The organism is Streptomyces spirodelae (assembly GCF_017676385.1).
Lineage (GTDB): Bacteria > Actinomycetota > Actinomycetes > Streptomycetales > Streptomycetaceae > Streptomyces > Streptomyces spirodelae.
Map to the genome: position 1 here is coordinate 22,800 of NZ_JAFFZN010000008.1, position 22,801 is coordinate 45,600.

The following is a 22,801-nucleotide window of genomic DNA, read 5'->3' on the forward strand; positions in this document are numbered from 1 at the left end:
GCAATTTGTTCGACGGATCGGTAACAGCGGCATCCCACGTACGAGTGAAAAAGGATGGTCGTCATTCCACCGCGGGTAGGCCAAGTCAGCACCGATCCGACGAGCTGGGGGACAGTGACGTTGTCGCAACCCTTCGAACTGCCCGACTTCTACGTGCCCTACCCGGCCCGGCTCAATCCGCACGTCGACCAGGCCAGGGCCCATTCGCGGGAGTGGGCAGGGAAGATGGGGATGCTGGAGGGCTCGGGGATCTGGGAGACCGCCGACCTGGACGCGCACGACTACGCGCTGCTGTGCGCCTACACCCACCCCGACGCGAGCGCCGAGGACCTGGCGCTGGTCACCGACTGGTACGTGTGGGTCTTCTTCTTCGACGACCACTTCCTCGAGGAGTTCAAGCGCACCCAGGACCGGGCCGGCGGCAAGGCGTATCTCGACCGGCTGCCGCTGTTCATGCCGCTGGAGGACGACCCCGCGGCGCCGGTGCCCGAGCCGGTCAACCCGGTCGAGGCGGGGCTGGCCGACCTGTGGGCCAGGACGGTGCCGGCCATGTCGGCCGACTGGCGGGCGCGGTTCGCCGTCAGCACCGAGAACCTGCTCAACGAGTCGCTGTGGGAGCTGTCCAACATCAACATCGGCCGGGTGCCGAACCCGGTCGAGTACATCGAGATGCGGCGCAAGGTCGGCGGTGCGCCGTGGTCGGCCGGGCTGGTGGAGTTCGCGGCGCACGCCGAGGTGCCCGCGGCGGTCGCCGGCTCGCGTCCGCTGTGCGTACTGCGCGACACCTTCTCCGACGCCGTGCACCTGCGCAACGACCTGTTCTCCTACGAGCGGGAGACGCGGGACGAGGGCGAGCTGTCCAACGGCGTACTCGTCCTGGAGACGTTCCTGGGGTGTTCGACGCAGGAGGCCGCCGACGCCGTCAACGACCTGCTCACCTCCCGGCTCCAGCAGTTCGAGCACACCGCGCTGGGTGAAGTGCCCGCGCTCTGCGCCGAGAAGGGCCTCGATCCCGCCCAGTGCGCCGATATCGCCGCCTACACCAAGGGTCTCCAGGACTGGCAGTCCGGCGGTCACGAGTGGCACATGCGCTCCAGCCGCTATATGAACGGGGGCGGAGCGGGCGGCAGCGGCCCGGCGCGGCTGCCGTTCGTCCCGGCCGGGCTGGGGACCTCGGCCGCCGACGTGCTGCGCCCGCACAGCCGCGCGCAGGCGCGGCGCGTCCGCTCCTTCAGCCATGTGCCGCACGAGCGCACCGGCCCCTCGGTGCTGCCCGACTTCGAGATGCCGTTCGAGCACCGGCTCAGCCCGCATCTGGACGGCGCACGGGAGCGGGTGATCGCCTGGGCCCACGCGATGGGGCTGCTGGAGCCGCAGCCCGATGTGCCGGGCGGCCGGGTCTGGGACGAGGAGCTGATGCGGGACCACGACCTGCCGCTGTGCGCCGCGGGAATCCACCCGGACGCGACCGCCGACGAGCTCGACCTGGCCTCCGCCTGGCTGGCCTGGGGCACTTGGGGGGACGACTACTATCCGGTCCGCTTCGGCCGCACCCGCGATCTGGCGGGCGCCAAGGTGTGCACGGATCGGCTGTCGCTGTTCATGCCGGTCGACGAGGTGCCCGGAGCGGGGGCGCCTGGAGCGGCGGCGCCCGAAGCGGGAGCGACCGGTGGCACGCCCCCGGAGAGCCCGTTCGAGCGGTCGCTGGCGGATCTGTGGATGCGCACGGCCGGTCCGATGAGCCCCGCGAAGCGCCGCCGCTTCCGCGCCGCCATCGAGATCATGGCGGCCAGCTGGCTGTGGGAGCTCGACAACCAGACGCAGAACCGCATCCCCGACCCGGTCGACTACGTGGAGATGCGGCGGCGGACCTTCGGCTCGGACCTGACCATGAGCCTGTGCAGGCTCACCCAGCCCGACACCATCCCGGAGGAGATCTACCGCAGCGGTCCGATGAAGTCGCTGGAGAACGCGGCGGCGGACTACGCCTGTCTGCTCAACGACGTCTTCTCGTACCAGAAGGAGATCGAGTTCGAGGGTGAACTGCACAACGGGCTGCTGGTCGTCCGCGACTTCTTCGACTGCGACTACCCGACGGCGCTGCGCATCATCGACGATCTGATGAAGTCCCGGATGCGGCAGTTCCAGCACGTGGCCGCCAACGAGTTCCCCGTGCTCTACGACGACTTCGCGCTGGGGAAGGCCGAGCGCGCGGCGCTGGACGGCTATGTGCGGGAACTGGAGAACTGGATGGCGGGCATCCTGGCCTGGCACCGCGGCTGCCGCCGGTACGCCGAGACGGATCTGCGCCGCCATTTCCTGCCTACGTGGCCGTTCGACGGCCCTGCGGGACTGGGGACGTCGGCTGCCCGGCTGGGGAGGACGGCCGCGGGTCCGGTGCCGCGGTAGCGGACGGTGCCGCGGTAGCGGACGGTGCCGCGGTAGCGGAGCCGGCCGCGGTCACGGGCCGGGGAGGGCGCGGGGTGCGGCTGCGCGAGCGGGAGACGGCCACTCCGGCCAGGCACAGCAGGCCGCCCGCCAGGGCCAGCCGGCCGGGCACCTCGTCCAGGAAGAGCCAGGACATCAGTACGACCAGGAACGGGACGACGTACGTGGTGGAGCCCATGCGCCCGGCGGTGGTGCGGGAGAGGGCGTAGGCCCAGGTGGAGAAGGCGAGGGCGGTCGGGAACACGCCCAGGTAGACGGTGTTGAGGGTGGCCGAAGCGGGCGCGTCGGCCACCTCGGCGACCAGTTGCCCGCTGAACGGGAGGCAGGCCACGAAGCCGATCAGGCAGCCGAACGCGGTGACCTGCAGCGGCGAGGCGTGCCGCAGTGCGGGCTTCTGGCTGACGACCCCGACGGCGTAGGAGATGGCGGCCAGCACGCACAGCGCCACCCCCAGGGGCGAGGAGCCGCTGCCCCCGGACACCGACAGGCCGACGACGACGGCGCCCGCGAAGGAGACGGCCATCCCGGCGAGCAGCCGGCTGGGGAAGCCCTCCTTGAGCAGCCAACCGCCCAGCAAGGCCATCAGCAGGGGGCCGATGTTGACGACCATCGCCGCCGTGCCCGCGTCCACCAGCCGCTCGCCCCAGTTGAGCGCGACCATGTACCCGCCGAACCACAGGACGCCCGAGGTGATGATGCCGGGCCAGGCCGCCCTGGGCGGGAGCCCCTCGCGGCGGACGAGGAGCACCGCGCACAGGACGAGCGCCCCGGCACCGAGCCTGCCCAGTGCCAGGGCGCCCGGTGAGTAGTGCGCGCCCGCGCTGCGTATGGAGACGAATGCCGAGGCCCACAGCACGACCGTGACTCCGGCTGCCGCCAGCGCCGTGGCCTCGGCACGCTTCCTGACCGCCCCTGCCGTCATGAGGGCTCCTTCGTGGTTCACCGACCGCACATGCCGGACCGCATATGACAGTCAGGACCGTAGAGCACCTATGGTCATGACGCTACGGGTTTTTCCGGTGCTCCTTTCCCGGCGTCGGGCCGAGGTGTCAGGGCGGTGGAGCCCCGGTGTCAGGGCAGCAGCGACCGCACCAGGCGGCAGGTGGTGAGCGACGGCGGGTGCACGCCGATGCGGTGGGCCGTCGCCCGGATGGTGCGGTTGCGTGCCTGCTCGGCGGTGTAGACGCCGGTGTCGAGCAGGGCTATCGCGATCCGCATCGCCTTCAGTTGGCGGTTGTGCGTCTCGTACCACTCGCGCGGCCGGCCGGCCGGGAGCGGCTTCTTCGGCAGGACGGGCAGGGTGGACATCTTCGGCAGGTGCTGCTGCTGGTGCTGGGCGCGGGTGGTGGGGCGGGAGTGTGAACGAGAGGTACGGGAACGGACAGCAGTCATCGACGGTCTCCTCACGACGTCGGTGCGCTTGCTGGAACTACCTCGATTCTACCCGCCCCCACTGACAAAACCCGCTGGTCATCAGGGAGTTCGGGATCTTTGTTCGATTAGGCGGCGGTCTCCCGCACGGGCTCGGCGCACGCTGCCGGACGCCCGAAGTCCCGCAGGATCTGCTCCGTGGCACGCTCCGCCGAACTCAGTGCCCCGCGCGGGGTGCTGGTGTCCCGGTGCTCCCCGCACACATAGAGCCCGGACAGCACCCGCACCGGTCGCCGGGGGTCGTGCGGGGCCGGCATCGCGGGCACCGCGTCCGGGTCGTGGTAGGCCGCCAGCAGCTCCCAGCGGTCCGTCGAGGTGCCGTAGACGCCCGCGAGCTGCAGCCGCGCCGCCTTGTCCAGCGCCGTGGGCGGCTCGGCGGCCCGCTCACCCAGGACGACCGAGGTGATCAGCGTCCGGCCGGGCGCGGCGCGCGAGGGGTCGACCGACGAGGCCACCCAGGTGTGGCTGACGGGGTCGGGTTCCGTGCCGTCCCGCTCGGCGCAGACGGTGAAGGAGGGTCCGCTCACGCTCGGCGGCAGCGGCTCTTCCGCGGCGTGGTGCAGCACCGTCACCGGGTGGAACTGGGGCACCCGCAGCCCCGGCAGCAGCGTGGCGGCCGCGCGGGCACCGGTCGCCACCAGCACGGCGGCGCAGCCGAAGGTGCCGTGCGCCTCGGTCTGCACCGCGTGTGTGCTCACGGAGGTGACCCGTACGCCGGTACGCACCGTGCCCGGAGGCAGCGCCGCCGCCAGCAGCTCCGTAACCGTCGACTGGCCGCCAGCGGGTACGCCGAGTCCGCCGCGTGCGAAGCCGCGCAGGGTCAGGTCGGCGACGCGGCTGGAGGTCGTCAGCGCCGGGTCCGACAGCAGCGCGGTCAGCAGCGGGCGCACCAGCGTCTCCGCCGGACGCGAGGGCAGACCCCGGTCCGTCAGCGCCTGGCAGGTGGGCACCTCGGGCCGGGACAGCAGCCCCTGGGGCGGCACCGAGGCGAACCGCGCCAGGGAGACGCGCAGCCGGACGAGTCCCAGTGCGTCGGACATGTCGGCTCGGGTGCGCGCGCCGGTCAGTGCGCGTGCCGTCTTCAGCGCGGTCGATGCGCCTCGCGTGCTTCCTGCGCCCCTCGTGCGCCGGTCGAGCAGGGCCGTACGGCCGGCGCGCACCGGCTGGGAGCCGCGCTCCGTCCTGCGGGCCGCCACCCGGTGCCTGCGGCCCTCCGCGTGCAGCAGCGCCCCCGGCGCGAACGGGCGCAGTGAGAGCGTCTCCAGTGCGGGCAGCCGGGTGAACGCGTCGGCGTCCCTGTCCAGGCTGAGCACCCCCGGGCTGCGGTCGAGGCGGTACCCCTCCAGGTGGTCGGTGCGCAGCCGTCCCCCGGCCGCGGGGGCCGCCTCCAGGACGAGGACACGCAGGCCGGCCGCGGTCAGCCGGTGCGCGGCGGCCAGGCCGGCCAGTCCCGCACCGACGATCACCACGTCCGCCGTCCGCTCTCTGCCGGCGCCTTCCACCTCCTCGTGGCCGGTCCCGGTGCGGGTGTCTGCGTGTGCGCTGCTGGTCAGCACATTTCCTCCCGACGTCGACGCGCGTGCGGGTCTGATGGGGGCTGGTCGGTTCGGCCTTCTCGCTGCTGTCGCGTTGGTGCTGTACGTGCGTTCTTGTGCCCAAGTGGGGCATCCGGCTCTCGTCCTGATGCCCCGGCGCGCCCTCCTCATACCCGTGTTCGAGCGTTGGTGTGTGATCGCCTCTCCGGTACGTCGCGCGGGGGGCGCCCGGATGCATACCCGGGCTCAGAGGGCGGCGCGGATGGCGTCCGTCACCGTCGGGAAGGCGAAGCGGAAACCGGCGTCCAGCAGCCTGCGGGGGAGCACCCGCTGGCTGCCCAGTACGTCCGCGGCGAACTCGCCGAGTGCGACACGGAGCACGGGCGCGGGGACGGCGAAGGGAGTGGGGCGGTGGAGCACGCGGCCCATGGCGGCGGTGACCTCACGGTTGGTGGCCGGTTCCGGCGCGGTGAGGTTCACAGGGCCCGACAGCGACTCCTCCTCCAGCAGGAACCGCAGCGCCGCCACGTGGTCGTGCAGCGCGATATGGCTCCAGAACTGGCGGCCGCTGCCCAGCCGTCCGCCGAGCCCCGCCTTGAAGAGCGGGAACAGCCGCCCCCACGCCCCGCCCCCGCGCGCGACGACCAGCCCGGTGCGGCCGAGGACGGTACGGATACCGGCGTCCCGGGCGGCACCCGCCGCGGCCTCCCAGTCCTGGCACAGCTCGGCCAGGAAGCCGCTGCCGGGCCCGGCGCTCTCGTCGACGGCGGCATCCCCGGTGTCGCCGTAATAGCCGATCGCGGTACCGACGATCAGGGTGCGGGGCGGAGTGTCCAGCGCGGCGAGGGCGCCGGCGAGGGTGCGGGTGCCCAGCACTCGGCTCTCGCGCAGTTCGCGCTTGTAGCTGTCCGTCCAGCGGCGCGCGCCCACGGGTGCGCCCGCGAGGTGGACGACGGCCTCGCAGCCTGCGAGTCCGGCCGCCGCCACCCGGCCGCCCGTGGGGTCCCAGCGCAGTTCGTCGGCGGCCGCGGCAGGGCGCCGTACCAGCCGCAGCACCTCGTGCCCCTCGGCCCGCAGGGAGCGGGTGAGGGCCGAGCCGATGAGTCCGGTGGAGCCGGTGACCGCGATACGCATACGCCCATCCTGACGTATCCGCAGCGACCACTCAGACGGCGCCTCACAGCCCCCGTACGGCGGCGATGGTGAACGGCGTCTGCGGGGTACCGGGGCCCATCGGTCCGCCCTTGTCGAACTGCGAGCGGACCACGAACAGCGTGCCGCGCTCCCGAACCAGGGTGGTCGGTATCTGGAGGCCGGGGTCGCTCGCGCGGGCCTCCTGGCGGGCTTCGGTACCGTCGTGGTTCAACCGCCAGCGGCTCAGCGCGTTGTCGGTGTTGTGGACGACCCACAGCCTGTCGCCCGCGGTCTCCAGACCGTCGGCGTTGCGCAGGTCGGCGCCGTGCAGCCGGACGCGGGACACCTTGCCGGTGACCGGGTCGAGGCGGTAGAGGCCGCCACCGGTCATGTCCACCGTGACCAGATAGCGGCCGCCGGGTCCGGCCGCTATGCCGTTGAGGGCGTAGGGCACCTCGTCGGTGGGTGGGGGCACCGCCTCGGCCAGGTCGAAGCGGGTGACCAGCCGCCCCCGCCCGCCTGTCGCCTGGGCGCGGGCCAGCTGTGCGGGAGTGACGCGGTAGACGACGTTGCGCACGCTGTCGGTCACATGGGCCGAGCCGTCCGGGGTCAGCACGAGGTCGTTGACGAAGAAGGGGTCGTTTCCGGTGACGTCGAACCGGGCGAGCAGCCGCCGGGTGCGCAGGTCGTAGACGAAGACGCCCTTGGTGGAGTCGGTGACCCACAGCCGCCCCGCACGGTCGGCCTTGAGGCCGTTGGCGGTGTGCCGTCCGTCGGTGCCGGCGGGCAGGAAGGTCTCGGCCACGCGGTGTCCGGGCGTCATCCGGTAGACGGCGCCGGTCTCGAAGGAGCCCGCGTACAGCCGGCCGGAGCACGGGTCGGCGGCGATCCCCTCCGGGTAGACGCGGTCGCCGGGCAGCTCGTACGCGGTCGAGACCCGCAGCCGGGGCGCGGGTGCGGAGTGGTCGGCGGGTGCGGTGTGCGCGGCCGTCGCCGAGGTGGCGGGCGGCGCGGTGAACGCCGTGAGCGAGGTGGCCGTTGTAGCCACCGCGAGCGCGGTCAGCGCGAAACGGCGCCGGGAGGGGTAGGGCTGACGGGAAATGGTGTGCCTCCAGTGACAGAAGGGGCCCAGGTCAGCGGTGAAGAACCGCTACGGGAATGAGGGCCCTCCCATGAGAATGTACACGCAAGTCTATTAGAGCTCTAATATTCGTCAAGATTCTTCTCCTTGGGCTGGTGGCTACGATGCGTGGATGACCTCCATGCCCGCCTCCGAGCGCCTGGGCTCGCACATCAAGGAAGCCGAGCACGCGCTCAACGCGACCAAGCACGCCGTGCTCAAGCCTGCCGGGCTGACGGTCCCTCAGTACGCGGCGCTGCTCCAGCTCGCCGAGAACCCCGGCATCCCGGCCGCCGCCCTCGCCCGGGCCTGCCGGGTGACGGCGCCGACGATGAACACGGTCCTCAAGAACCTCCAGCAGCGCGGCCTGATCACCCGCACCCCCCACCCCTGGCACCGCAATGTGCTGGAGACCCGGCTGACGGAGCTCGGGACACAGGTGATGGCCGAAGCCGACGAGAACGCCGTACGGGTCGAGCGGGGACTGGCGGCCCAGTTCACCGACGAGGAGCGCGCCCAGCTGATCTCACTGCTGGCGCGGTGCTCCGGCTACCTGGAGTCGGTACGGCCCGGGTGAACCGGCCGCCGTGCGGCGGGTGCAGACCTGCGCGGGCTCACTCCCCCCGGAAGCGGTCCCACAGCCGGGGCAGCCGGTCGGCCAGCGCCAACGGGTCCTCCATGTTGAGGGGCACGCCGTCCGGGTCGGCCGGTGCCTCCGGCAGGCCCAGGTCGGGCAGGACGGTACCGGTCAGCTGTTCGTACGCCTCGTCGGCCGCGAAGCCCAGTTCCTCGCCGTCTCCGTCGAGCTCCTCGTCGAAGTCGTCCAGCAGCTCGGCGAGGGCGTCGGCGTCGTGCGCCGCTCCCTCGAAGACCTCCCGGCCCTGGCCGATCAGCCAGCACCGGAAGGAGTCGAACGCGTCGTCGCTCGCGCCGTCCAGCAGAATCCAGGCGGCGGCCCACAGGTCCCATTGGTAGGAGCGGTTGTAGCGCGACTCGAAGTGGCGGGCGAAGTACGTCACCGCGTCGGGGTCGAGCTGGGTGAGCCGCTCGACCAGCAGATCCGCCTGTTCCTGGGGGTCGCCGTCGGCCTCCTGGCGGGTGGAGTCGATCAGCTCCCAGAACTCCGTCTCGTCCATCACGCCCTCAGCATCGGGCCTGAGACGGCGTGGCGCACGCGGAGTGCGCCAGATGCGGCTGTGTCGTTATGAGACATGAACCACACGGCATTCCGTATTCGATATCCGACAGAGGCTGTCCGGTATTGCTGCCAGCGTCTTCTTCCTGCGAACCAGCGCAGCAACGAAGGAGGAACAGTGAAGGAACCGAGCAGCTCCCGCGGGCCGCTGGCCGGCAAGGTCGCCCTGGTCGCGGGTGCCACCAGGGGGGCGGGACGCGCCATGGCGGTCGAGCTGTGCCGCGCCGGGGCGACCGTCTACGCGACGGGCCGTACCACCCGGGAGCGGGCCAGCGAGGTCGGCAGGACGAGCGAGACCATCGAGGAGACGGCCGAACTGGCGAGCGAGGCGGGTGCGAGCGGTGGAGGGGGCAGCGGACACGCCGCCGCCGTCGACCACCTCGACCCCGAACAGGTGCGTGAACTCCTCGCACGTATCGACCGTGAACAGGGTGCCCTCGACATCCTCGTCAACGACCTGTGGGGCGGCGACCACCTGGTCGGCTTCGACAAGAAGCTGTGGGAGCACGACCTGGCCGACGGGCTGCGCGTCCTGCGGCTCGGCATCGACAGCCACCTCATCACCAGTACGTACGCCCTGCCGCTGCTGACCCGGCGGCCGGGCGGGCTGCTGATCGAGGTCACCGACGGCACCGAGGAGTTCAACCAGCGCTACCGGCAGCCCGTCTACTACGACCTGGCCAAGACCGCACCCCTGCGGATCGCCCGCGCGCTGGCCGAGGAGACCAAGGAGCACGGCACCACCGCCGTCTGTCTGACCCCCGGCTGGCTGCGCTCGGAGACGATGCTCGACACCCATTTCAAGGTGTCGGAGGACGACTGGCGCGACGGGTGCGCCAAGGACCCGAACTTCGCCATCTCCGAGAGCCCCGTCTTCGTCGGCCGCGCCGTGGCCGCGCTCGCCGCCGACCCGGACGTGGCGCGCTGGAACGGCCAGTCCGTCTCCAGCGGCGGCCTCGCCAAGGTCTACGGCTTCACGGATGTGGACGGCTCGGCACCGGACGCCTGGCGGTATCTGCAGGACCTCGATACCGCGGAGGGACCGCTGGACGCCGGCACCTACCGTTAGCCCGGCACCCCCAGGGGCGCGGGGGGACTGCTCCCCTGGGGGCTACTCCACCAGGTAGAGGGCACCCATGGCGCGCGCCGCCTGCGCACAGCGGCTCCGCAAGGAGCCGGGCGCCAGCACCTCGCACTCCGGGCCGAGAGCGAGGAGCTGCTCGTAGGCCACCTCCTCGCTCTCCACCGGCAGCGTCACCGTCGTACGGCCCTGGTCGTCGACGGTGCCGCGTGCCAGCGCCTCCTCGGCGGCCGTCCGGTCGGTGACGTACCGCAGCCGGCGGGCGCCCGGCCCGGTCAGCCGCAGCGTCACCTGCTCGCGCAGGATGGCGCGCGCGAACGCGGCCGCCTGCTCCGTCCAGAACGCGGCCAGGTCGAAATCGGCGTCCCGCTCGAAGTGCTCGTCGTGGACGGTGACCTCGGTGAACCGGTCGACGCGGTACACCCTCCAGGGGTCCCGGCCCCGGCGGTCGGCATCCGCCGGGACACGGGCCGCCAGATACCACCGGCCCGCCTTGAGTACCAGCCCGTACGGCTCCAGCTCCCGCTCGACCTCGCTCTTCTTCCCCTTGTAGCGGACGGCCACCCCGCGGTCCGACCAGACGGCGTCGGCCAGCGCGGGCAGCAGCGGCGGTGTCTCGGGCGCCTGCCACCACCCCGGGGCATCCAGGTGAAAACGCTGCGCCGTGCTGGCGTGCACATCGCGCAGCGCGGGGTCCAGCGCCGCCGAGACCTTCAGTTTCGCCGCCGAGGCCGCATCGTCCAGGCCCAGGTCCCGCAGCGCCGAGGGCACGCCCGACAGGAACAGTGCCTCCGCCTCGCTGCGGCCCATGCCGGTCAGCCGCGTACGGTAGCCGCCGATCAGCCGGTAGCCGCCCGCGCGGCCCCGGTCCGCGTATACCGGCACGCCCGCCTCGGAGAGGGCCAGCATGTCCCGCGAGACCGTACGCTCGGAGACCTCCAGCTCCTCCGCGAGCTGCGCGGCCGTCATCTCCCGCCGTGTCTGGAGCAGGAGAACCATCCTGATCAGCCGGGCTGCCCGCATGCTGAATACCCCTCCCGTGGGCCGTGTCCCGCTGTTACCGTTCCGCCCGTTATACAACGAACAAGGAAACGGTCATGTCTCAGCAAACTCGCGAACAGCGCGAACAGTGGGGCTCGCGAGCCGGCTTCCTGATGGCGGCCATCGGCTCCGCCATCGGGTTGGGCAACATCTGGCGCTTCCCCGCCGAGGCGTACAAGAACGGCGGCGGGGCCTTCCTGCTGCCCTATCTCGTCGCGCTGCTGACGGCGGGGCTCCCGCTGCTCATTCTCGAATACACGGTCGGCCGCAAGTACCGGAAGTCGCCGCCTGCGGCGTTCCGGCAGATCTCCCGCCCCGCCGAGGCCATCGGCTGGTGGCAGGTCGTGATCTGCTTCGTCATCGCCTCCTACTACGCGGTGATCGTCGCCTGGGCCGTGCGGTACGCCGGATTCTCCTTCGGCAAGGACTGGGGCAAGGACCCCGAGAAGTTCTTCATGGGGGACTTCCTGCAGGCCGGGAGCGAGCCCGGGCTGCCCAGCTCCCTCGTCGGCAACGTCTTCTGGCCCCTGCTGGCCGTGTGGATCATCGTGCTGGCCATTCTCGCGCTGGGTGTACGGCGCGGTATCGAACGGGCCAACAAGATCTTCATCCCGGCCCTGGTGTTCTTCTTCCTGATCCTGGTCGTCCGCGCCGTCACACTCGACGGCGCCAGCAAGGGCCTGGACGCGCTCTTCTCCCCCGACTGGAGCGCGCTGACCGACGGCAGCGTCTGGGTCGCCGCCTACGGGCAGATCTTCTTCTCGCTCTCCATCGGCTTCGGCATCATGGTCACCTACGCCTCCTACCTGGGGCGCCGCGCCGACCTGACCGGCTCGGCACTGGTGGCCGGCTTCGCCAACAGCTCCTTCGAGATCCTCGCCGGCATCGGCGTCTTCGCCACCCTCGGCTTCATGGCGCAGGCCAACGGCGCGGCCGTCGACGACGTGGTCAGCGAAGGCGTGGGCCTGGCCTTCATCGCTTTCCCGGCCGTCATCTCTCAGATGCCGCTGGGCGCGGCCTTCGGCGTCATCTTCTTCGTCTCGCTGGCCATCGCGGGCCTCTCCTCGCTGGTCAGCATCGTGCAGGTGGTCATCTCCGCCGTCCAGGACCGCACCGGCATGCGCCGCGTGCCCGCCGTGTGGACCGTCGGCGGTCTGGTGGCCGTCGTCTCGCTGGTCCTCTTCCCCACGGACGCCGGCCTCTCGCTGCTGGACGCGGCCGACCACTTCATCAACCAGTACGGCATCGCGCTGGCCGCGCTGTTCTTCCTGGTCGTGATGGCCTGGATCCTGCGCCGCCTGCGGCCCTTCCAGGCCAACGCGGATGAGACCTCCGCGGTGCGGCTGGGCGTCTGGTGGCGGGTCTGCCTCGGGGTGATCACCCCGCTGGTGCTCGGCTGGATGATGGTCGACAGCCTGCGCAAGGAGTTCGACGAGAACTACGGCGGCTACCCCACCTCCTTCCTCGCCTGGGCGGGGTGGGGTGTCGCGGTCGGCGCCCTGGTCGTGGGCGTCCTGATCTCCCTCATCCCCTGGCGCGGAGCGCCCGTCGAGGGTGACGCTGAACGGGAGGAGGTGCGCTGATGTCCGCAGGAGCCATCGTGATGATGGCCGTGGCCGTCCTGATCGTCTGGGGCGGCCTGATCGCCGCCATCTTGCGCTTGCGCAAGCACCCGTCGGAGTAGCCGGCCCGCACAGCAGAGTTCCCCGCGCCCCGAAGGGGCGCGGGGAACTGCGCGCTCAGCGGCAAACCCTTCGGGGCTCGGGCAACGGCCCGAGCCCCGGTGGCACGTCTCCACGAGGATGCACCCCGCGAAGATGGACCCCGCGAAGCGTAGGCGCCCGCCTACGCGAGGCCGTACTTCTCGGCGGCCCGGCGGACGTCCTCCGCCTTGACCTCGCCCCGCCGCGCGAGCCGCGACAGGGCGGCGACCACGACGGACTCCGCGTCGACGCCGAAGTACCGCCGTGCCGCCTCGCGGGTGTCGGAGAGGCCGAAGCCGTCCGTGCCCAGCGAGGCCCAGTCCTGCTCGACCCACTGGCTGATCTGGTCCGGCACGGCACGCATCCAGTCGCTGACGGCCAGCACGGGGCCGGGCGCGCCCTCCAGCGCACGGGTCACATACGGCACCCGCTCCTCACCGCGCAGCGCCGCCGCGTCGCACTCCATGGCCTCACGCCGCAGCTCCGTCCAGGACGGGGCCGACCACACATCGGCGGCCACGCCCCACTCCTCGGCGAGGATGCGCTGCGCCTCCAGCACCCAGTGGATCGCCGTTCCGGAGGACAGCAGCTGGATACGGGGGGCGTCCGCGGGCGCGGCCTCCGCCTCCTTGAAGCGGTAGAGGCCCTTGAGGATGCCCTCCTCGACGCCCTCGCCCTCGGGCATGGGCGGCTGCACCTTGGTCTCGTTGTAGACCGTCAGGTAGTAGAAGACGTTCTCCTGCGCGGCCGCGTCCGGGCCGTACATCCGGCGCAGGCCCTCCTTGACGATGACGCCCACCTCGTAGGCGAACGCCGGGTCGTAGGAGATGACCGCCGGGTTGGTGGCGGCCAGCAGGTGCGAGTGGCCGTCGGCGTGCTGGAGGCCCTCGCCGGTCATCGTCGTACGGCCTGCCGTGGCGCCGATGACGAAGCCGCGGCCGAGCTGGTCGGCGAGCGCCCAGAACTGGTCGGCGGTGCGCTGGAACCCGAACATCGAGTAGAAGATGTAGAACGGGATCATCGGCTCGCCGTGCGTGGCGTACGACGTCGCCGCCGCGGTGAAGTCCGCCAGCGAACCGGCCTCGGTGATCCCCTCGTTGAGGATCTGGCCGTCCTTGGCCTCCTTGTAGTACAGCAGCTGGTCGCGGTCGACCGGGTCGTAGTTCTGGCCCAGCGGCGAGTAGATACCGGCCGACGGGAACAGCGACTCCATACCGAACGTACGGGCCTCGTCCGGGACGATCGGCACCCAGCGCTTGCCGGTCTCCTTCTCCCGCATCAGATCCTTGACCAGCCGCACGAACGCCATCGTGGTGGCGATCTCCTGCGACCCCGAGCCCTTCTTCAGCACGTCGAAGGGCTTCTCGGCGGGGGAGGGCAGGCCGACCGGGTGCACCTTGCGGGCCGGCGCCGGGCCGCCGAGTGCGGCGCGCCGCTCCTGGAGGTAGCGCACCTCGGGCGAGTCGGGGCCCGGGTGCACGTACGGCACCAGCTCGTCGTCCAGCTTGCTGTCCGGGATGGGCAGCTCCAGCAGGTCCCGCATGGCGCGGAACTCCTTGCCGGTGAGCTTCTTCATCTGGTGGTTGGCGTTGCGGGACTCGAAGCCCGGGCCCAGCGTCCAGCCCTTGACGGTCTGCGCCAGGATCACCGTCGGGGCGCCCTCGTGCTCGACGGCTGCCTTGTACGCCGCGTACACCTTGCGCGGCTCGTGGCCGGCGCGGGAGGTCTTGAACAGCTCGGTGATCTTGTCGTCCGACAGCAGCTTGCCGAGCTCGACCAGGGCCGGGGAGGCGCCGAAGAAGTGCTCGCGGATGTAGGCCGCGTCGCGGGTGGCGTACGTCTGGAACTGCGCGTCCGGCACCTCGCGCAGCCGCCGGGTGAGCGCGCCCGTGGTGTCCAGCGCGAACACCTCGTCCCAGGCGGAGCCCCACAGCGACTTGATGACGTTCCAGCCGGCAGCGCGGAACTGGGTCTCCAGCTCCTGCACGATCTTGAAGTTCGCGCGGACCGGGCCGTCCAGCCGCTGGAGGTTGCAGTTGATGACGAACGTGAGGTTGTCCAGCTGCTCCCGCCCGGCCAGGGCGAGCGCCGCTGTCGACTCGGGCTCGTCCATCTCGCCGTCACCGAGGAAGGCCCATACGTGCGAGGCGGAGGTGTCCTTGATGCCGCGGTGGGTCAGATAGCGGTTGAACCGCGCCTGGTAGATCGCCGAGATCGGGCCCAGACCCATGGAGACGGTGGGGAACTCCCACAGCCACGGCAGCCTGCGCGGGTGCGGGTAGGACGGCAGCCCGTCGCCTCCCGCCTCCTGCCGGAACCGGTCCAGGTGCGCCTCGGTGAGCCGCCCGTCGAGGAAGGCGCGGGCGTAGATGCCGGGGGAGGCGTGGCCCTGGACGTAGAGCTGGTCACCACTGCCGTCGCCCTCCTTCCCCCTGAAGAAGTGCTCGAAGCCCGTCTCGTACAGCCAGGCCGCCGAGGCGAACGTCGCTATATGGCCGCCGAGGCCGTAGCGGCTGCCGCGGGTGACCATGGCCGCCGCGTTCCAGCGGTTCCACGCGGTGATGCGGGACTCCATCGCCTCGTCACCCGGGAAGGCGGGCTCGGCCGAGGTCGGGATGGTGTTGACGTACTCCGTCTCCAGCAGGGCCGGTACGGCCAGACCGCTGTGCTGCGCGTGCTCCACGGTACGGCGCACCAGGTACGCGGCTCGTTCGTCGCCCGCGTGTGCCGCGACGGCGTCGAGCGACTCGCGCCACTCGCCGGTCTCCTGCGGATCACGGTCCGGGAGCTGGTCCAGCTCGCTCGGATACGGGCGTACGGGATCGGGCATGGTGGCCACCTTCCGGACGTGTAGGCCCCTCCAAACGGGTCGGGAGGGCGGTTGTGCGGGTGGGCGTTGTGAACCCTGACGGGCAGGACAGGGGGCACCCAACGAAGGGACTCTACGCCTGTGATCGATGATCGATCAAAGCTTCTCGCGAAATTGGCATTCCGTGCCGTGAAAGTCGGCACCGGATGCCGGGGGCTCGCCGCTGCGCCCGGTGCGCGTTGCCGAGTGCGGGCCCCGGGCGGCTGGTCGCGCAGTTCCCCGCGCCCCTGCCGGGGCGCTCAGTCCCGGGGCGCCGGGGCGCAACCCAGCACATGCTCCTTCACCAGGAGGCCGATGTCCGGGTCACATCGCTCGATGGCGGCCATCACGGCCTCGTGCTCCTCCGCGTACGACTCCTGCACCGTACCGAGCCAGCGGATCGACAGCGCCGTCCACACCTCGATGCCCAGCCCCTCCCAGGTGTGCAGCAGCACGCTGTTGCCGGCTGCCCGCACCAGCTCCCGGTGGAAGGCCACGGTGTGGCGCACCTGCGCCTCCCCGTCCCCGCGCCGGTCCGCCTCGTACAGCGCCGCCACATGCGGCCGCAACCCCGTGACGTCCCCCGCCAGCCGGGGCACCGCCAGCTCCGCGGCGATCTGCTCCAGACCGGCCCGGACCGGATAGATCTCCTCCAGATCCGCCGCCGACAGCTCCCGCACCCGCACGCCCTTGTTCGGCGACGACTCGATCAGCCGCAGCGCCTCCAGCTCCCGCAGCGCCTCCCGCACGGGGGTCTGGCTGACCTCCAGCTCCACCGCGATCCGCCGCTCCACGATCCGCTCCCCGGGCTTCCACCGCCCACTGACGATCCCCTCCACGAGGTGCTCGCGGATCTGCTCGCGCAGCGACTGGACGACGGGCGGGGTCATGAAGACACTCCTCGCAGCGAGGTGGTGGGGCCCCTAGACGATACGACCTGCCCCGGCACCCGGTGCCACTGCATACGGTGAGGGATCCGTCACGAGGACGACGGAGCCCCCGCCACACACGTGTGACGGGGGCACCACTTGCGGCTGGGCGTAAGGGTTACAGGCCCAGTTCGCCCTCGAACTCGCCGGCCTCGAGGCGGGCCTTGACGTCGTTGAGGTAGCGGGCGGCGTCGGCGCCGTCCACGAGCTGGTGGTCGTAGGACAGGGTCAGGTAGACCATGTCGCGGATGGCGATGGTCTCGCCCAGGTCCGGGTGGTTGACGACCATCGGGCGGCGCACGGTGGCGCCGATGCCCAGCTCGGCGACCTGCGGGTAGTTCACGATGATGGTGTCGAAGAGCGCGCCCCGCGAACCGGTGTTGCTGATCGTGAACGTGCCGCCGGACATGTCGTCCGGGCCCAGACCGCCCTCGCGGACCTTCTTGGCCAGCTCGGCGGTCTTGCGGGCGATCCCCGCCAGGTTGAGGTTTCCGGCCTCCTTGATGACCGGGACCATCAGACCCTTCTCGGAGTCCACCGCGATGCCGATGTTCTCGACGTCGTGGTAGGTGATGGTGCCGTCGTCGTTCAGCCGCGCGTTGACGGACGGGTGGGCCTTCAGCGCCTCGGCAGCCGCCTGCACGAAGAACGGCATCGGGGAGAGCTTGACGCCCTCGCGCGCCGCGAAGCCCTCCTTCGCGCGGGCCCGCAGCTGCATGATGCGGGTGACGTCCACCTCGACGACCGTGGACAGCTGCGCCTGGCTGTGCAGCGCCTTCATCATGTTGTCCGCGATGAGCTTGCGGATGCGCGGCATCTTCACCGTCTGGCCGCGCAGCGGCGACGGCTCCAGCTTGGGCGAGGTGGGACGGCCGGCCGCCGCGGGGGCGGCGGCGGGAGCCGCCGGGGCCTGGGCCTTGGCCTTGGCCGCCTCGGCGGCCTGGATGACGTCCTGCTTGCGGATGCGGCCACCCACACCGGTACCGCGCACCGTGGTCAGGTCCACGCCCTGCTCGGACGCCAGCTTGCGCACCAGCGGGGTCACATAGGCGCCGTCGCTCTCCGGCGCCGCGGCCGGAGCCGGGGCTGCCGGAGCCGCAGGAGCCTGTGCGGCGGGTGCGGGCTGCGCGGGCGCGGGCTGGGCCGGCGGCGCCGGCTGAGCGGGCGCGGGCTGGGCCCGAGAGGGCTCCGGAGGCGTCTGCGGCGCGGCGGGCTGCGCCGGTGCCGCGGGGGCCTGCGGGGCCTCCTGTGCGGGCTGCGGCGCCGCCTCGGCGGGCTTGGCCGGAGCCGAAGGTGCCGGGGCAGCGGCAGCCGGAGCGGCACCGGCGGCGCCGATGACGGCCAGCTTGGCGCCGACCTCGGCCGTCTCGTCCTCGCCGACGGCGATCTCCAGCAGGGTGCCGGAGGTCGGCGCGGGGATCTCGGTGTCCACCTTGTCGGTGGAGACCTCCAGCAGCGGCTCGTCGGCCTCGACCTCGTCGCCGACCTGCTTGAGCCAGCGGGTGACGGTGCCCTCGGTGACGGACTCGCCCAGCGCGGGCAGTACGACGTCGGTGCCGGTGCCCTCGGCCGCGCCACCGCCGGACGGCGCTGCGGCAGCGGGCTCGGGCTGGGCCGGTGCGGCCGGGGCCTCGGCCTGCGCGGGCTGCTCCGCGGCAGGCGCGGCGGCCGGCTCGGCCGCGGGCTCGGCGGCCGGTGCGGCGGCGGCCGGAGCGCCGGAGCCGTCGTCGATGACGGCCAGCTCGGCGCCGACCTCCACCGTCTCGTCCTCGGCGACCTTGATGGAGGCGATGGTCCCGGAAGCGGGGGCCGGGATCTCGGTGTCGACCTTGTCGGTGGAGACCTCGAGCAGCGGCTCGTCGGCCTCGATGTGCTCACCCTCGGCCTTCAGCCAGCGGGTGACGGTGCCCTCGGTCACGCTCTCGCCGAGCGCCGGCAGGGTTACGGAAACCGCCATGGTTTCTGTTGCTCCTTACAAAACTGTGCGGATGGGTCGCGCCCTGACTGGAACCCGGCGGTCAGTCGTGGGAGTGCAGCGGCTTGCCGGCCAGCGCCAGGTGCGCCTCGCCGAGCGCCTCGGTCTGGGTCGGGTGGGCGTGGATGAGCTGGGCCACCTCTGCGGGCAGCGCCTCCCAGTTGTAGATGAGCTGGGCCTCGGCGACCTGCTCACCCATGCGGTCTCCGACCATGTGGACGCCGACCACGGCACCATCGCGCACCTGGACGAGCTTGACCTCGCCCGCCGTCTTCAGGATCTTGCTCTTGCCGTTGCCCGCGAGGTTGTACTTGAGCGTGACCACCTTGTCGGCACCGTACCGCTCCTTGGCCTGCTCCTCGGTGAGGCCGACCGAGGCCACCTCCGGGTTGCAGTACGTGACTCGCGGCACACCGGCGTAGTCGACCGGCACCGGGTTGAGTCCGGCCAGCCGCTCCGCGACCAGGATGCCCTCGGCGAAGCCCACGTGTGCGAGCTGGAGGGTGGGGATCAGGTCGCCGACGGCGGAGATCGTCGGGACGCTGGTGCGGCAGTACTCGTCCACCGTGACGAAGCCGCGGTCCATGGCGACCCCGGCCTCCTCGTAACCCAGGCCCTCGGAGACCGGGCCGCGGCCGATGGCGACCAGCAGCACCTCTGCCTCGAACTCCTTGCCGTCCGCCAGCGTGACCTTGACGCCGTCGGCGGTGTACTCGGCCTTGTCGAAGAAGGTGCCGAGGTTGAACTTGATACCGCGCTTGCGGAAGGCCCGCTCCAGCAGCTTGGAGCTGTTCTCGTCCTCGGCCGGGACCAGGTGCTTGAGGCCCTCGACGACGGTCACGTCCGCGCCGAAGGACTTCCACACGGAGGCGAACTCGACGCCGATGACGCCGCCGCCCAGGATGATCGCGGACTTCGGGACCCGGTCCATGACCAGCGCGTCGTCGGAGCTGATGATGCGCTCGTGGTCGATGGTCAGACCCGGCAGCGACTTGGGCACCGAACCGGTCGCCAGCAGGATGTGGCGGCCCTCGTAGCGCCGGCCGTTGACATCGACGGAAGTGGGCGAGGACAGCCGGCCCTCGCCCTCCACGTAGGTGACCTTGCGCGAGGCGACCAGCCCCTGCAGGCCCTTGTAGAGCCCGGAGATCACGCCGTCCTTGTACTTGTGGACGCCGGCCATGTCGATGCCCTCGAACGAGGTCTTGACACCGAACTCGGCACTTTCGCGGGACTGGTCGGCCACCTCGCCGGCGTGCAGCAGCGCCTTGGTCGGGATGCAGCCCCGGTGCAGGCAGGTACCGCCCAGCTTGTCCTTCTCGATAAGGGCGACATCCAGACCGAGCTGCGCGGCGCGAAGGGCAGCGGCATAACCGCCGCTACCGCCTCCGAGGATCACTAGGTCGAAAACGGTGCTGGCGTCGTTCGCCACGTCACGTCCTCCATGCATGGGTACGCCGTAGCCGGTCTCGTGTGACCGGGCGGCTTGAGGTTCGGCCGCTTTTGTCTGCTCGGCCCTTTTCATCGCTTCCGGCTTCTGTCAAGCCGTGCGGGGCCCTGTCCTGCCAGTGACCCATCTTTGCACTTGTTGCCGGAAAGCGGGGAGCGGGGTGCCTCCGGCGGTCGGACCAAGGGGTGTGGGGCTTCGGGAGGCGAAGCCCCACACCCCTCCCGGCCGGTCCGGTCAGTCGCCCTCGGCCGTGCGCTCCACGAGCCGGACCAGCGTCCGCACCGCCGAGCCCGTGCCGCCCTTGGGGGTGTAGCCGAACGGGCCGGACTCGTTGAAGGCCGGGCCCGCGATGTCCAGGTGCGCCCAGGGCGTGGACTCGGGGACGAACTCCTTCAGGAAGAGCCCGGCGAGCAGGCCGCCGCCCATCCGCTCACCGATGTTGGCGATGTCGGCGACCGGGGAGTCGAAGCTCTTGCGCAGATGTCCGGGCAGCGGCATCGGCCAGGCGTCCTCGCCCGCTTCCTCGGCCGCCTCGTGCAGCGCGGTGCGGAACTCGTCGTCGTTCGCCATGATCCCGAAGGTGCGGTTGCCCAGGGCCAGCACCATCGCGCCGGTCAGCGTCGCCACGTCCACGATCGCGTCCGGCTCCTCCTCGCTCGCGCGGGTCAGCGCGTCCGCCAGCACCAGCCGTCCCTCGGCGTCGGTGTTGAGCACCTCCACCGTCTTGCCGCTGTACATGGTCAGCACATCACCCGGACGAGTGGCCGAGCCGGAGGGCATGTTCTCCGCCAGCGCCAGCCAGCCGGTCACATTGGCCTGGAGCCCCAGCCGGGCGGCGGCCACGACGGCGGAGAAGACGGCGGCAGCCCCGCTCATGTCGCACTTCATCGTCTCGTTGTGGCCCGCGGGCTTGAGCGAGATGCCGCCCGAGTCGTAGGTGATGCCCTTGCCGACCAGCGCGAGGGACTGCTTCGCCTTCGGGTGCGACCAGCCGATACGGACCAGCCGCGGCGGCTGCGTCGAGCCGTTGCCGACCCCCAGGATGCCGCCGTAGCCGCCCTTGGCCAGCGCCTTCTCGTCCAGCACCTCGAAGGTGAGGCCGAAGGACTTGGCCGCGGCGCGGGCCTCGGCGGCGAAGGTCTTGGGGTCGAGCCCGTTGGCCGGGGTGTTGATCAGGTCACGCGCCCGGTGCACCTCCTCGGCCACCACCTGCGCGCGCTCCAACGCCGCCTTGTGCGCCTTGTCCCGCGGCTTGGCGCCGACCAGCGCGATCTCGGCGAGCGGCGCCGAGCTGTCCTTGGCGTCCTTGCCGCTCTTGTCGCCCTTGTTCTGGGCGCTCTTGTCCTTGCCCCGGTAGGCGGTGAAGGAGTAGGCACCCAGCAGCGCGCCCTCGGCGACGGCGGAGACGGCCTCGGCGTCCTCGACCGGCAGCGCGAACGCGGCCTTCTTGCTGCCGGCCAGCGCCCGTGCGGCGGCACCGGCTGCGCGGCGCAGCACCTCGGCGTCGTACGACTCCTGCTTGCCGGCCGCCTCGCCCAGCCCGACCGCCACGACGACGGGGGCCTTCACTCCGGTCGCGGGGGCCGGCAGCTTGGTGACCTCGCCCTCGCCGCCGCTCGCGCCGAGAGTCTCGAGCGTCGCGGCCAGCTTGCCGCCGTACGCCTTGTCCACGGCCTCCGCGCCGGGGGCGAGGACGACGGCCGCCTTGGCAGCGCGGCCCTTGCCGGAGGAGCCGTTCTTGGCGATACCGACGACGACGGCGTCCGCGCGCAGCGTCGCGGCGGACGAGGAGCTGAGAGTCAGTGCAGACACGTGGGAGAGACCTTCTTCCTGAACATGGCTTCGGAGTGCGTGTCGCCTCCGGTCGGTTCGGAGCGCATCGGCTCCGGCTTCGGACGTTCCGGGCATCGTATGCCCGTGTCCCCCGGAACGCCGGGGGAGTTACGGGTGGGGGTGGAAGCGGAGGTTCGCGGCAATCCCGTCACAGGACCGCGGCCACGACGAGCGTGCAGCAGCCCGCGGCCTCGGCCACCGCGCCGAAGACATCCCCTGTCACACCGCCGAACCGCGCCGTACAGCGCCGCAACAGCGCCTCGGCTGCGCCCAGTCCGAGCACGGTGGCGACCGCGAAGCCGGCGATCCGCCCCATCGGTCCCGGGCAGGCCGCTCCCAGCCCGACGGCCAGTGCCACGCACAGCCCGGCCACCCCCAGCGCGGCCCCGCGCGGCACTGTCCCGGCGACGGCTGCCCCCAGCCCGTCGGGCCGCGCGGCGGGTACGCCCTCGCGGGAGGCGAGAGTGAGGGCGCCGCGTGCGGCGACAGCGGAGGCGACGGCACCGGCGGTACCGATGGCCCACCCCTGGCCGTACAGCGCGGCGAGCGCGGCCACCTGCCCCAGCAGTACGAACACCAGCGTGATGACGCCGAACGGCCCGATGTCGGACTGCTTCATCACCCGCAGCGCCTCCTCGGCCGGCTTGCCGCTGCCCAGGCCGTCGGCGACGTCGGCGAGGCCGTCCAGATGCAGCCCCCGGGTCAGCACCGCGGGCACCGCCACGGCTGCCACGGCGGCGAGCAGCGCCGAGGCCCCGCACACCAGCAGCACGGCGCCCACGGCGGCGGCGACCAGCCCCACCACGAGCCCGACCGCCGGGGCGCACACCATGCCCACGCGCGCGGCGGGCCTGTCCCACCGCTCCACGCCGACGGGCAGCACGGTCAGCGTTCCGAAGGCGAATCGCAGTCCCTGGGCCGCCGAGGCTCTGTCGGTCTCCGCGGATGACGAGGAATCCATGGCCGAGCAGGCTACTGCCCGAGCGCAAAGGGAGGGACGCGCCCCCGAGGGGCGCGGGGAACTGCGCGACCAGCCAACGAATCCCCCGCAGTCTGCAACGCACAGGGAGAGGCAGCC

At 71.7% G+C, this 22,801-nt stretch carries 18 protein-coding genes; 5 read left to right on the plus strand and 13 right to left on the minus strand.

The window, feature by feature from the left end; translation table 11 throughout:
- Positions 1 to 120 precede the first annotated feature (120 nt).
- On the plus strand, positions 121 to 2,409 hold the full coding sequence (locus JW592_RS10910) for a terpene synthase family protein (protein ID WP_209264926.1): 2,289 nt from the start codon (positions 121 to 123) through the stop codon (positions 2,407 to 2,409).
- Here JW592_RS10910 and JW592_RS10915 read toward each other — a convergent pair.
- The 5 genes from JW592_RS10915 to JW592_RS32680 form a co-directional block, all read right to left on the minus strand.
- A complete protein-coding gene (locus JW592_RS10915) occupies positions 2,324 to 3,370 on the minus strand; it encodes a DMT family transporter (protein WP_209264784.1) in 1,047 nt (348 codons plus the stop codon). The two genes, JW592_RS10910 and JW592_RS10915, sit on opposite strands and share 86 nt — an antisense overlap.
- 149 nt (positions 3,371 to 3,519) lie before the next feature.
- Positions 3,520 to 3,756 (minus strand): hypothetical protein, encoded by a 237-nt coding sequence (locus JW592_RS10920; RefSeq protein WP_209264927.1) that lies wholly within the window; start codon positions 3,754 to 3,756, stop codon positions 3,520 to 3,522.
- Positions 3,757 to 3,947: 191 nt separating this feature from the next.
- Positions 3,948 to 5,435 (minus strand): FAD-dependent oxidoreductase, encoded by a 1,488-nt coding sequence (locus tag JW592_RS10925; RefSeq protein WP_209264785.1) that lies wholly within the window; start codon positions 5,433 to 5,435, stop codon positions 3,948 to 3,950.
- Between the two features lie 225 nt (positions 5,436 to 5,660).
- On the minus strand, positions 5,661 to 6,548 hold the full coding sequence (locus tag JW592_RS10930) for a TIGR01777 family oxidoreductase (protein WP_209264786.1): 888 nt from the start codon (positions 6,546 to 6,548) through the stop codon (positions 5,661 to 5,663).
- 43 nt (positions 6,549 to 6,591) lie between these two features.
- Positions 6,592 to 7,596: an SMP-30/gluconolactonase/LRE family protein gene (locus JW592_RS32680; protein WP_229375685.1), complete on the minus strand. Its 1,005-nt coding sequence runs from the start codon at positions 7,594 to 7,596 to the stop codon at positions 6,592 to 6,594.
- 205 nt (positions 7,597 to 7,801) lie between these two features.
- On the opposite strand from JW592_RS32680, the gene JW592_RS10940 reads away from it, so the two are divergent.
- Entirely contained in the window at positions 7,802 to 8,245 is a 444-nt protein-coding gene (locus tag JW592_RS10940) for a MarR family winged helix-turn-helix transcriptional regulator (protein ID WP_229375687.1), read from the plus strand.
- Between the two features lie 37 nt (positions 8,246 to 8,282).
- Here the strand turns inward: JW592_RS10940 and JW592_RS10945 are convergent, their stop codons facing one another.
- Positions 8,283 to 8,804: a DUF4240 domain-containing protein gene (locus tag JW592_RS10945; RefSeq protein WP_209264930.1), complete on the minus strand. Its 522-nt coding sequence runs from the start codon at positions 8,802 to 8,804 to the stop codon at positions 8,283 to 8,285.
- A gap of 177 nt (positions 8,805 to 8,981) precedes the next feature.
- Here JW592_RS10945 and JW592_RS10950 point away from each other — a divergent pair, with 177 nt between their 5' ends.
- Positions 8,982 to 9,932, plus strand: coding sequence for an SDR family oxidoreductase (locus JW592_RS10950; RefSeq protein ID WP_307805371.1), 951 nt, complete (start codon positions 8,982 to 8,984; stop codon positions 9,930 to 9,932).
- A 42-nt stretch (positions 9,933 to 9,974) separates the two neighbouring features.
- Here the strand turns inward: JW592_RS10950 and JW592_RS10955 are convergent, their stop codons facing one another.
- Entirely contained in the window at positions 9,975 to 10,967 is a 993-nt protein-coding gene (locus JW592_RS10955; RefSeq protein WP_209264788.1) for a helix-turn-helix transcriptional regulator, read from the minus strand.
- A 74-nt stretch (positions 10,968 to 11,041) separates the two neighbouring features.
- Here JW592_RS10955 and JW592_RS10960 point away from each other — a divergent pair, with 74 nt between their 5' ends.
- Together JW592_RS10960 and JW592_RS10965 are read left to right on the plus strand one after the other, a co-directional pair.
- Entirely contained in the window at positions 11,042 to 12,568 is a 1,527-nt protein-coding gene (locus JW592_RS10960; protein ID WP_209264789.1) for a sodium-dependent transporter, read from the plus strand.
- Positions 12,568 to 12,669: a methionine/alanine import family NSS transporter small subunit gene (locus tag JW592_RS10965; RefSeq protein ID WP_209264790.1), complete on the plus strand. Its 102-nt coding sequence runs from the start codon at positions 12,568 to 12,570 to the stop codon at positions 12,667 to 12,669. The genes JW592_RS10960 and JW592_RS10965 overlap by 1 nt, the downstream gene beginning before the upstream one ends.
- 161 nt (positions 12,670 to 12,830) lie before the next feature.
- Here JW592_RS10965 and aceE read toward each other — a convergent pair whose 3' ends face one another.
- The 6 genes from aceE to JW592_RS10995 all read right to left on the minus strand — a co-directional run bounded on the left by aceE (position 12,831) and on the right by JW592_RS10995 (position 22,684).
- Complete coding sequence (gene aceE / locus JW592_RS10970) at positions 12,831 to 15,518, minus strand: pyruvate dehydrogenase (acetyl-transferring), homodimeric type (protein WP_209264791.1); 2,688 nt, start codon at positions 15,516 to 15,518, stop codon at positions 12,831 to 12,833.
- A gap of 278 nt (positions 15,519 to 15,796) precedes the next feature.
- Positions 15,797 to 16,426: a GntR family transcriptional regulator gene (locus JW592_RS10975; RefSeq protein WP_209264792.1), complete on the minus strand. Its 630-nt coding sequence runs from the start codon at positions 16,424 to 16,426 to the stop codon at positions 15,797 to 15,799.
- A 157-nt stretch (positions 16,427 to 16,583) separates the two neighbouring features.
- Complete coding sequence (gene sucB, locus JW592_RS10980) at positions 16,584 to 18,422, minus strand: 2-oxoglutarate dehydrogenase, E2 component, dihydrolipoamide succinyltransferase (RefSeq protein ID WP_209264793.1); 1,839 nt, start codon at positions 18,420 to 18,422, stop codon at positions 16,584 to 16,586.
- Positions 18,423 to 18,483: 61 nt separating this feature from the next.
- Positions 18,484 to 19,872: a dihydrolipoyl dehydrogenase gene (lpdA, locus tag JW592_RS10985; RefSeq protein WP_209264794.1), complete on the minus strand. Its 1,389-nt coding sequence runs from the start codon at positions 19,870 to 19,872 to the stop codon at positions 18,484 to 18,486.
- A 252-nt stretch (positions 19,873 to 20,124) separates the two neighbouring features.
- Positions 20,125 to 21,702, minus strand: coding sequence for a leucyl aminopeptidase (locus JW592_RS10990; protein WP_209264795.1), 1,578 nt, complete (start codon positions 21,700 to 21,702; stop codon positions 20,125 to 20,127).
- 169 nt (positions 21,703 to 21,871) lie between these two features.
- The gene (locus tag JW592_RS10995; RefSeq protein ID WP_209264796.1) at positions 21,872 to 22,684 is read right to left on the minus strand and encodes an adenosylcobinamide-GDP ribazoletransferase; all 813 of its coding nucleotides are present in this window, start codon (positions 22,682 to 22,684) and stop codon (positions 21,872 to 21,874) included.
- Positions 22,685 to 22,801: the final 117 nt, after the last annotated feature.

Excerpts from the sequence above, each read along its gene's own strand:
- JW592_RS10930 (WP_209264786.1), bottom strand. The coding sequence starts at position 6,548 with ATGCGTATCGCGGTCACCGGCTCCACCGGACTCATCGGCTCGGCCCTC.
- JW592_RS10940 (WP_229375687.1), top strand. The coding sequence starts at position 7,802 with ATGACCTCCATGCCCGCCTCCGAGCGCCTGGGCTCGCACATCAAGGAA.
- JW592_RS10955 (WP_209264788.1), bottom strand. The coding sequence starts at position 10,967 with ATGCGGGCAGCCCGGCTGATCAGGATGGTTCTCCTGCTCCAGACACGG.
- JW592_RS10960 (WP_209264789.1), top strand. The coding sequence starts at position 11,042 with ATGTCTCAGCAAACTCGCGAACAGCGCGAACAGTGGGGCTCGCGAGCC.
- JW592_RS10920 (WP_209264927.1), bottom strand. The coding sequence starts at position 3,756 with ATGTCCACCCTGCCCGTCCTGCCGAAGAAGCCGCTCCCGGCCGGCCGG.
- JW592_RS10995 (WP_209264796.1), bottom strand. The coding sequence starts at position 22,684 with ATGGATTCCTCGTCATCCGCGGAGACCGACAGAGCCTCGGCGGCCCAG.
- JW592_RS10945 (WP_209264930.1), bottom strand. The coding sequence starts at position 8,804 with ATGGACGAGACGGAGTTCTGGGAGCTGATCGACTCCACCCGCCAGGAG.
- JW592_RS10965 (WP_209264790.1), top strand. The coding sequence starts at position 12,568 with ATGTCCGCAGGAGCCATCGTGATGATGGCCGTGGCCGTCCTGATCGTC.
- JW592_RS10975 (WP_209264792.1), bottom strand. The coding sequence starts at position 16,426 with ATGACCCCGCCCGTCGTCCAGTCGCTGCGCGAGCAGATCCGCGAGCAC.
- aceE (WP_209264791.1), bottom strand. The coding sequence starts at position 15,518 with ATGCCCGATCCCGTACGCCCGTATCCGAGCGAGCTGGACCAGCTCCCG.
- JW592_RS10915 (WP_209264784.1), bottom strand. The coding sequence starts at position 3,370 with ATGACGGCAGGGGCGGTCAGGAAGCGTGCCGAGGCCACGGCGCTGGCG.
- sucB (WP_209264793.1), bottom strand. The coding sequence starts at position 18,422 with ATGGCGGTTTCCGTAACCCTGCCGGCGCTCGGCGAGAGCGTGACCGAG.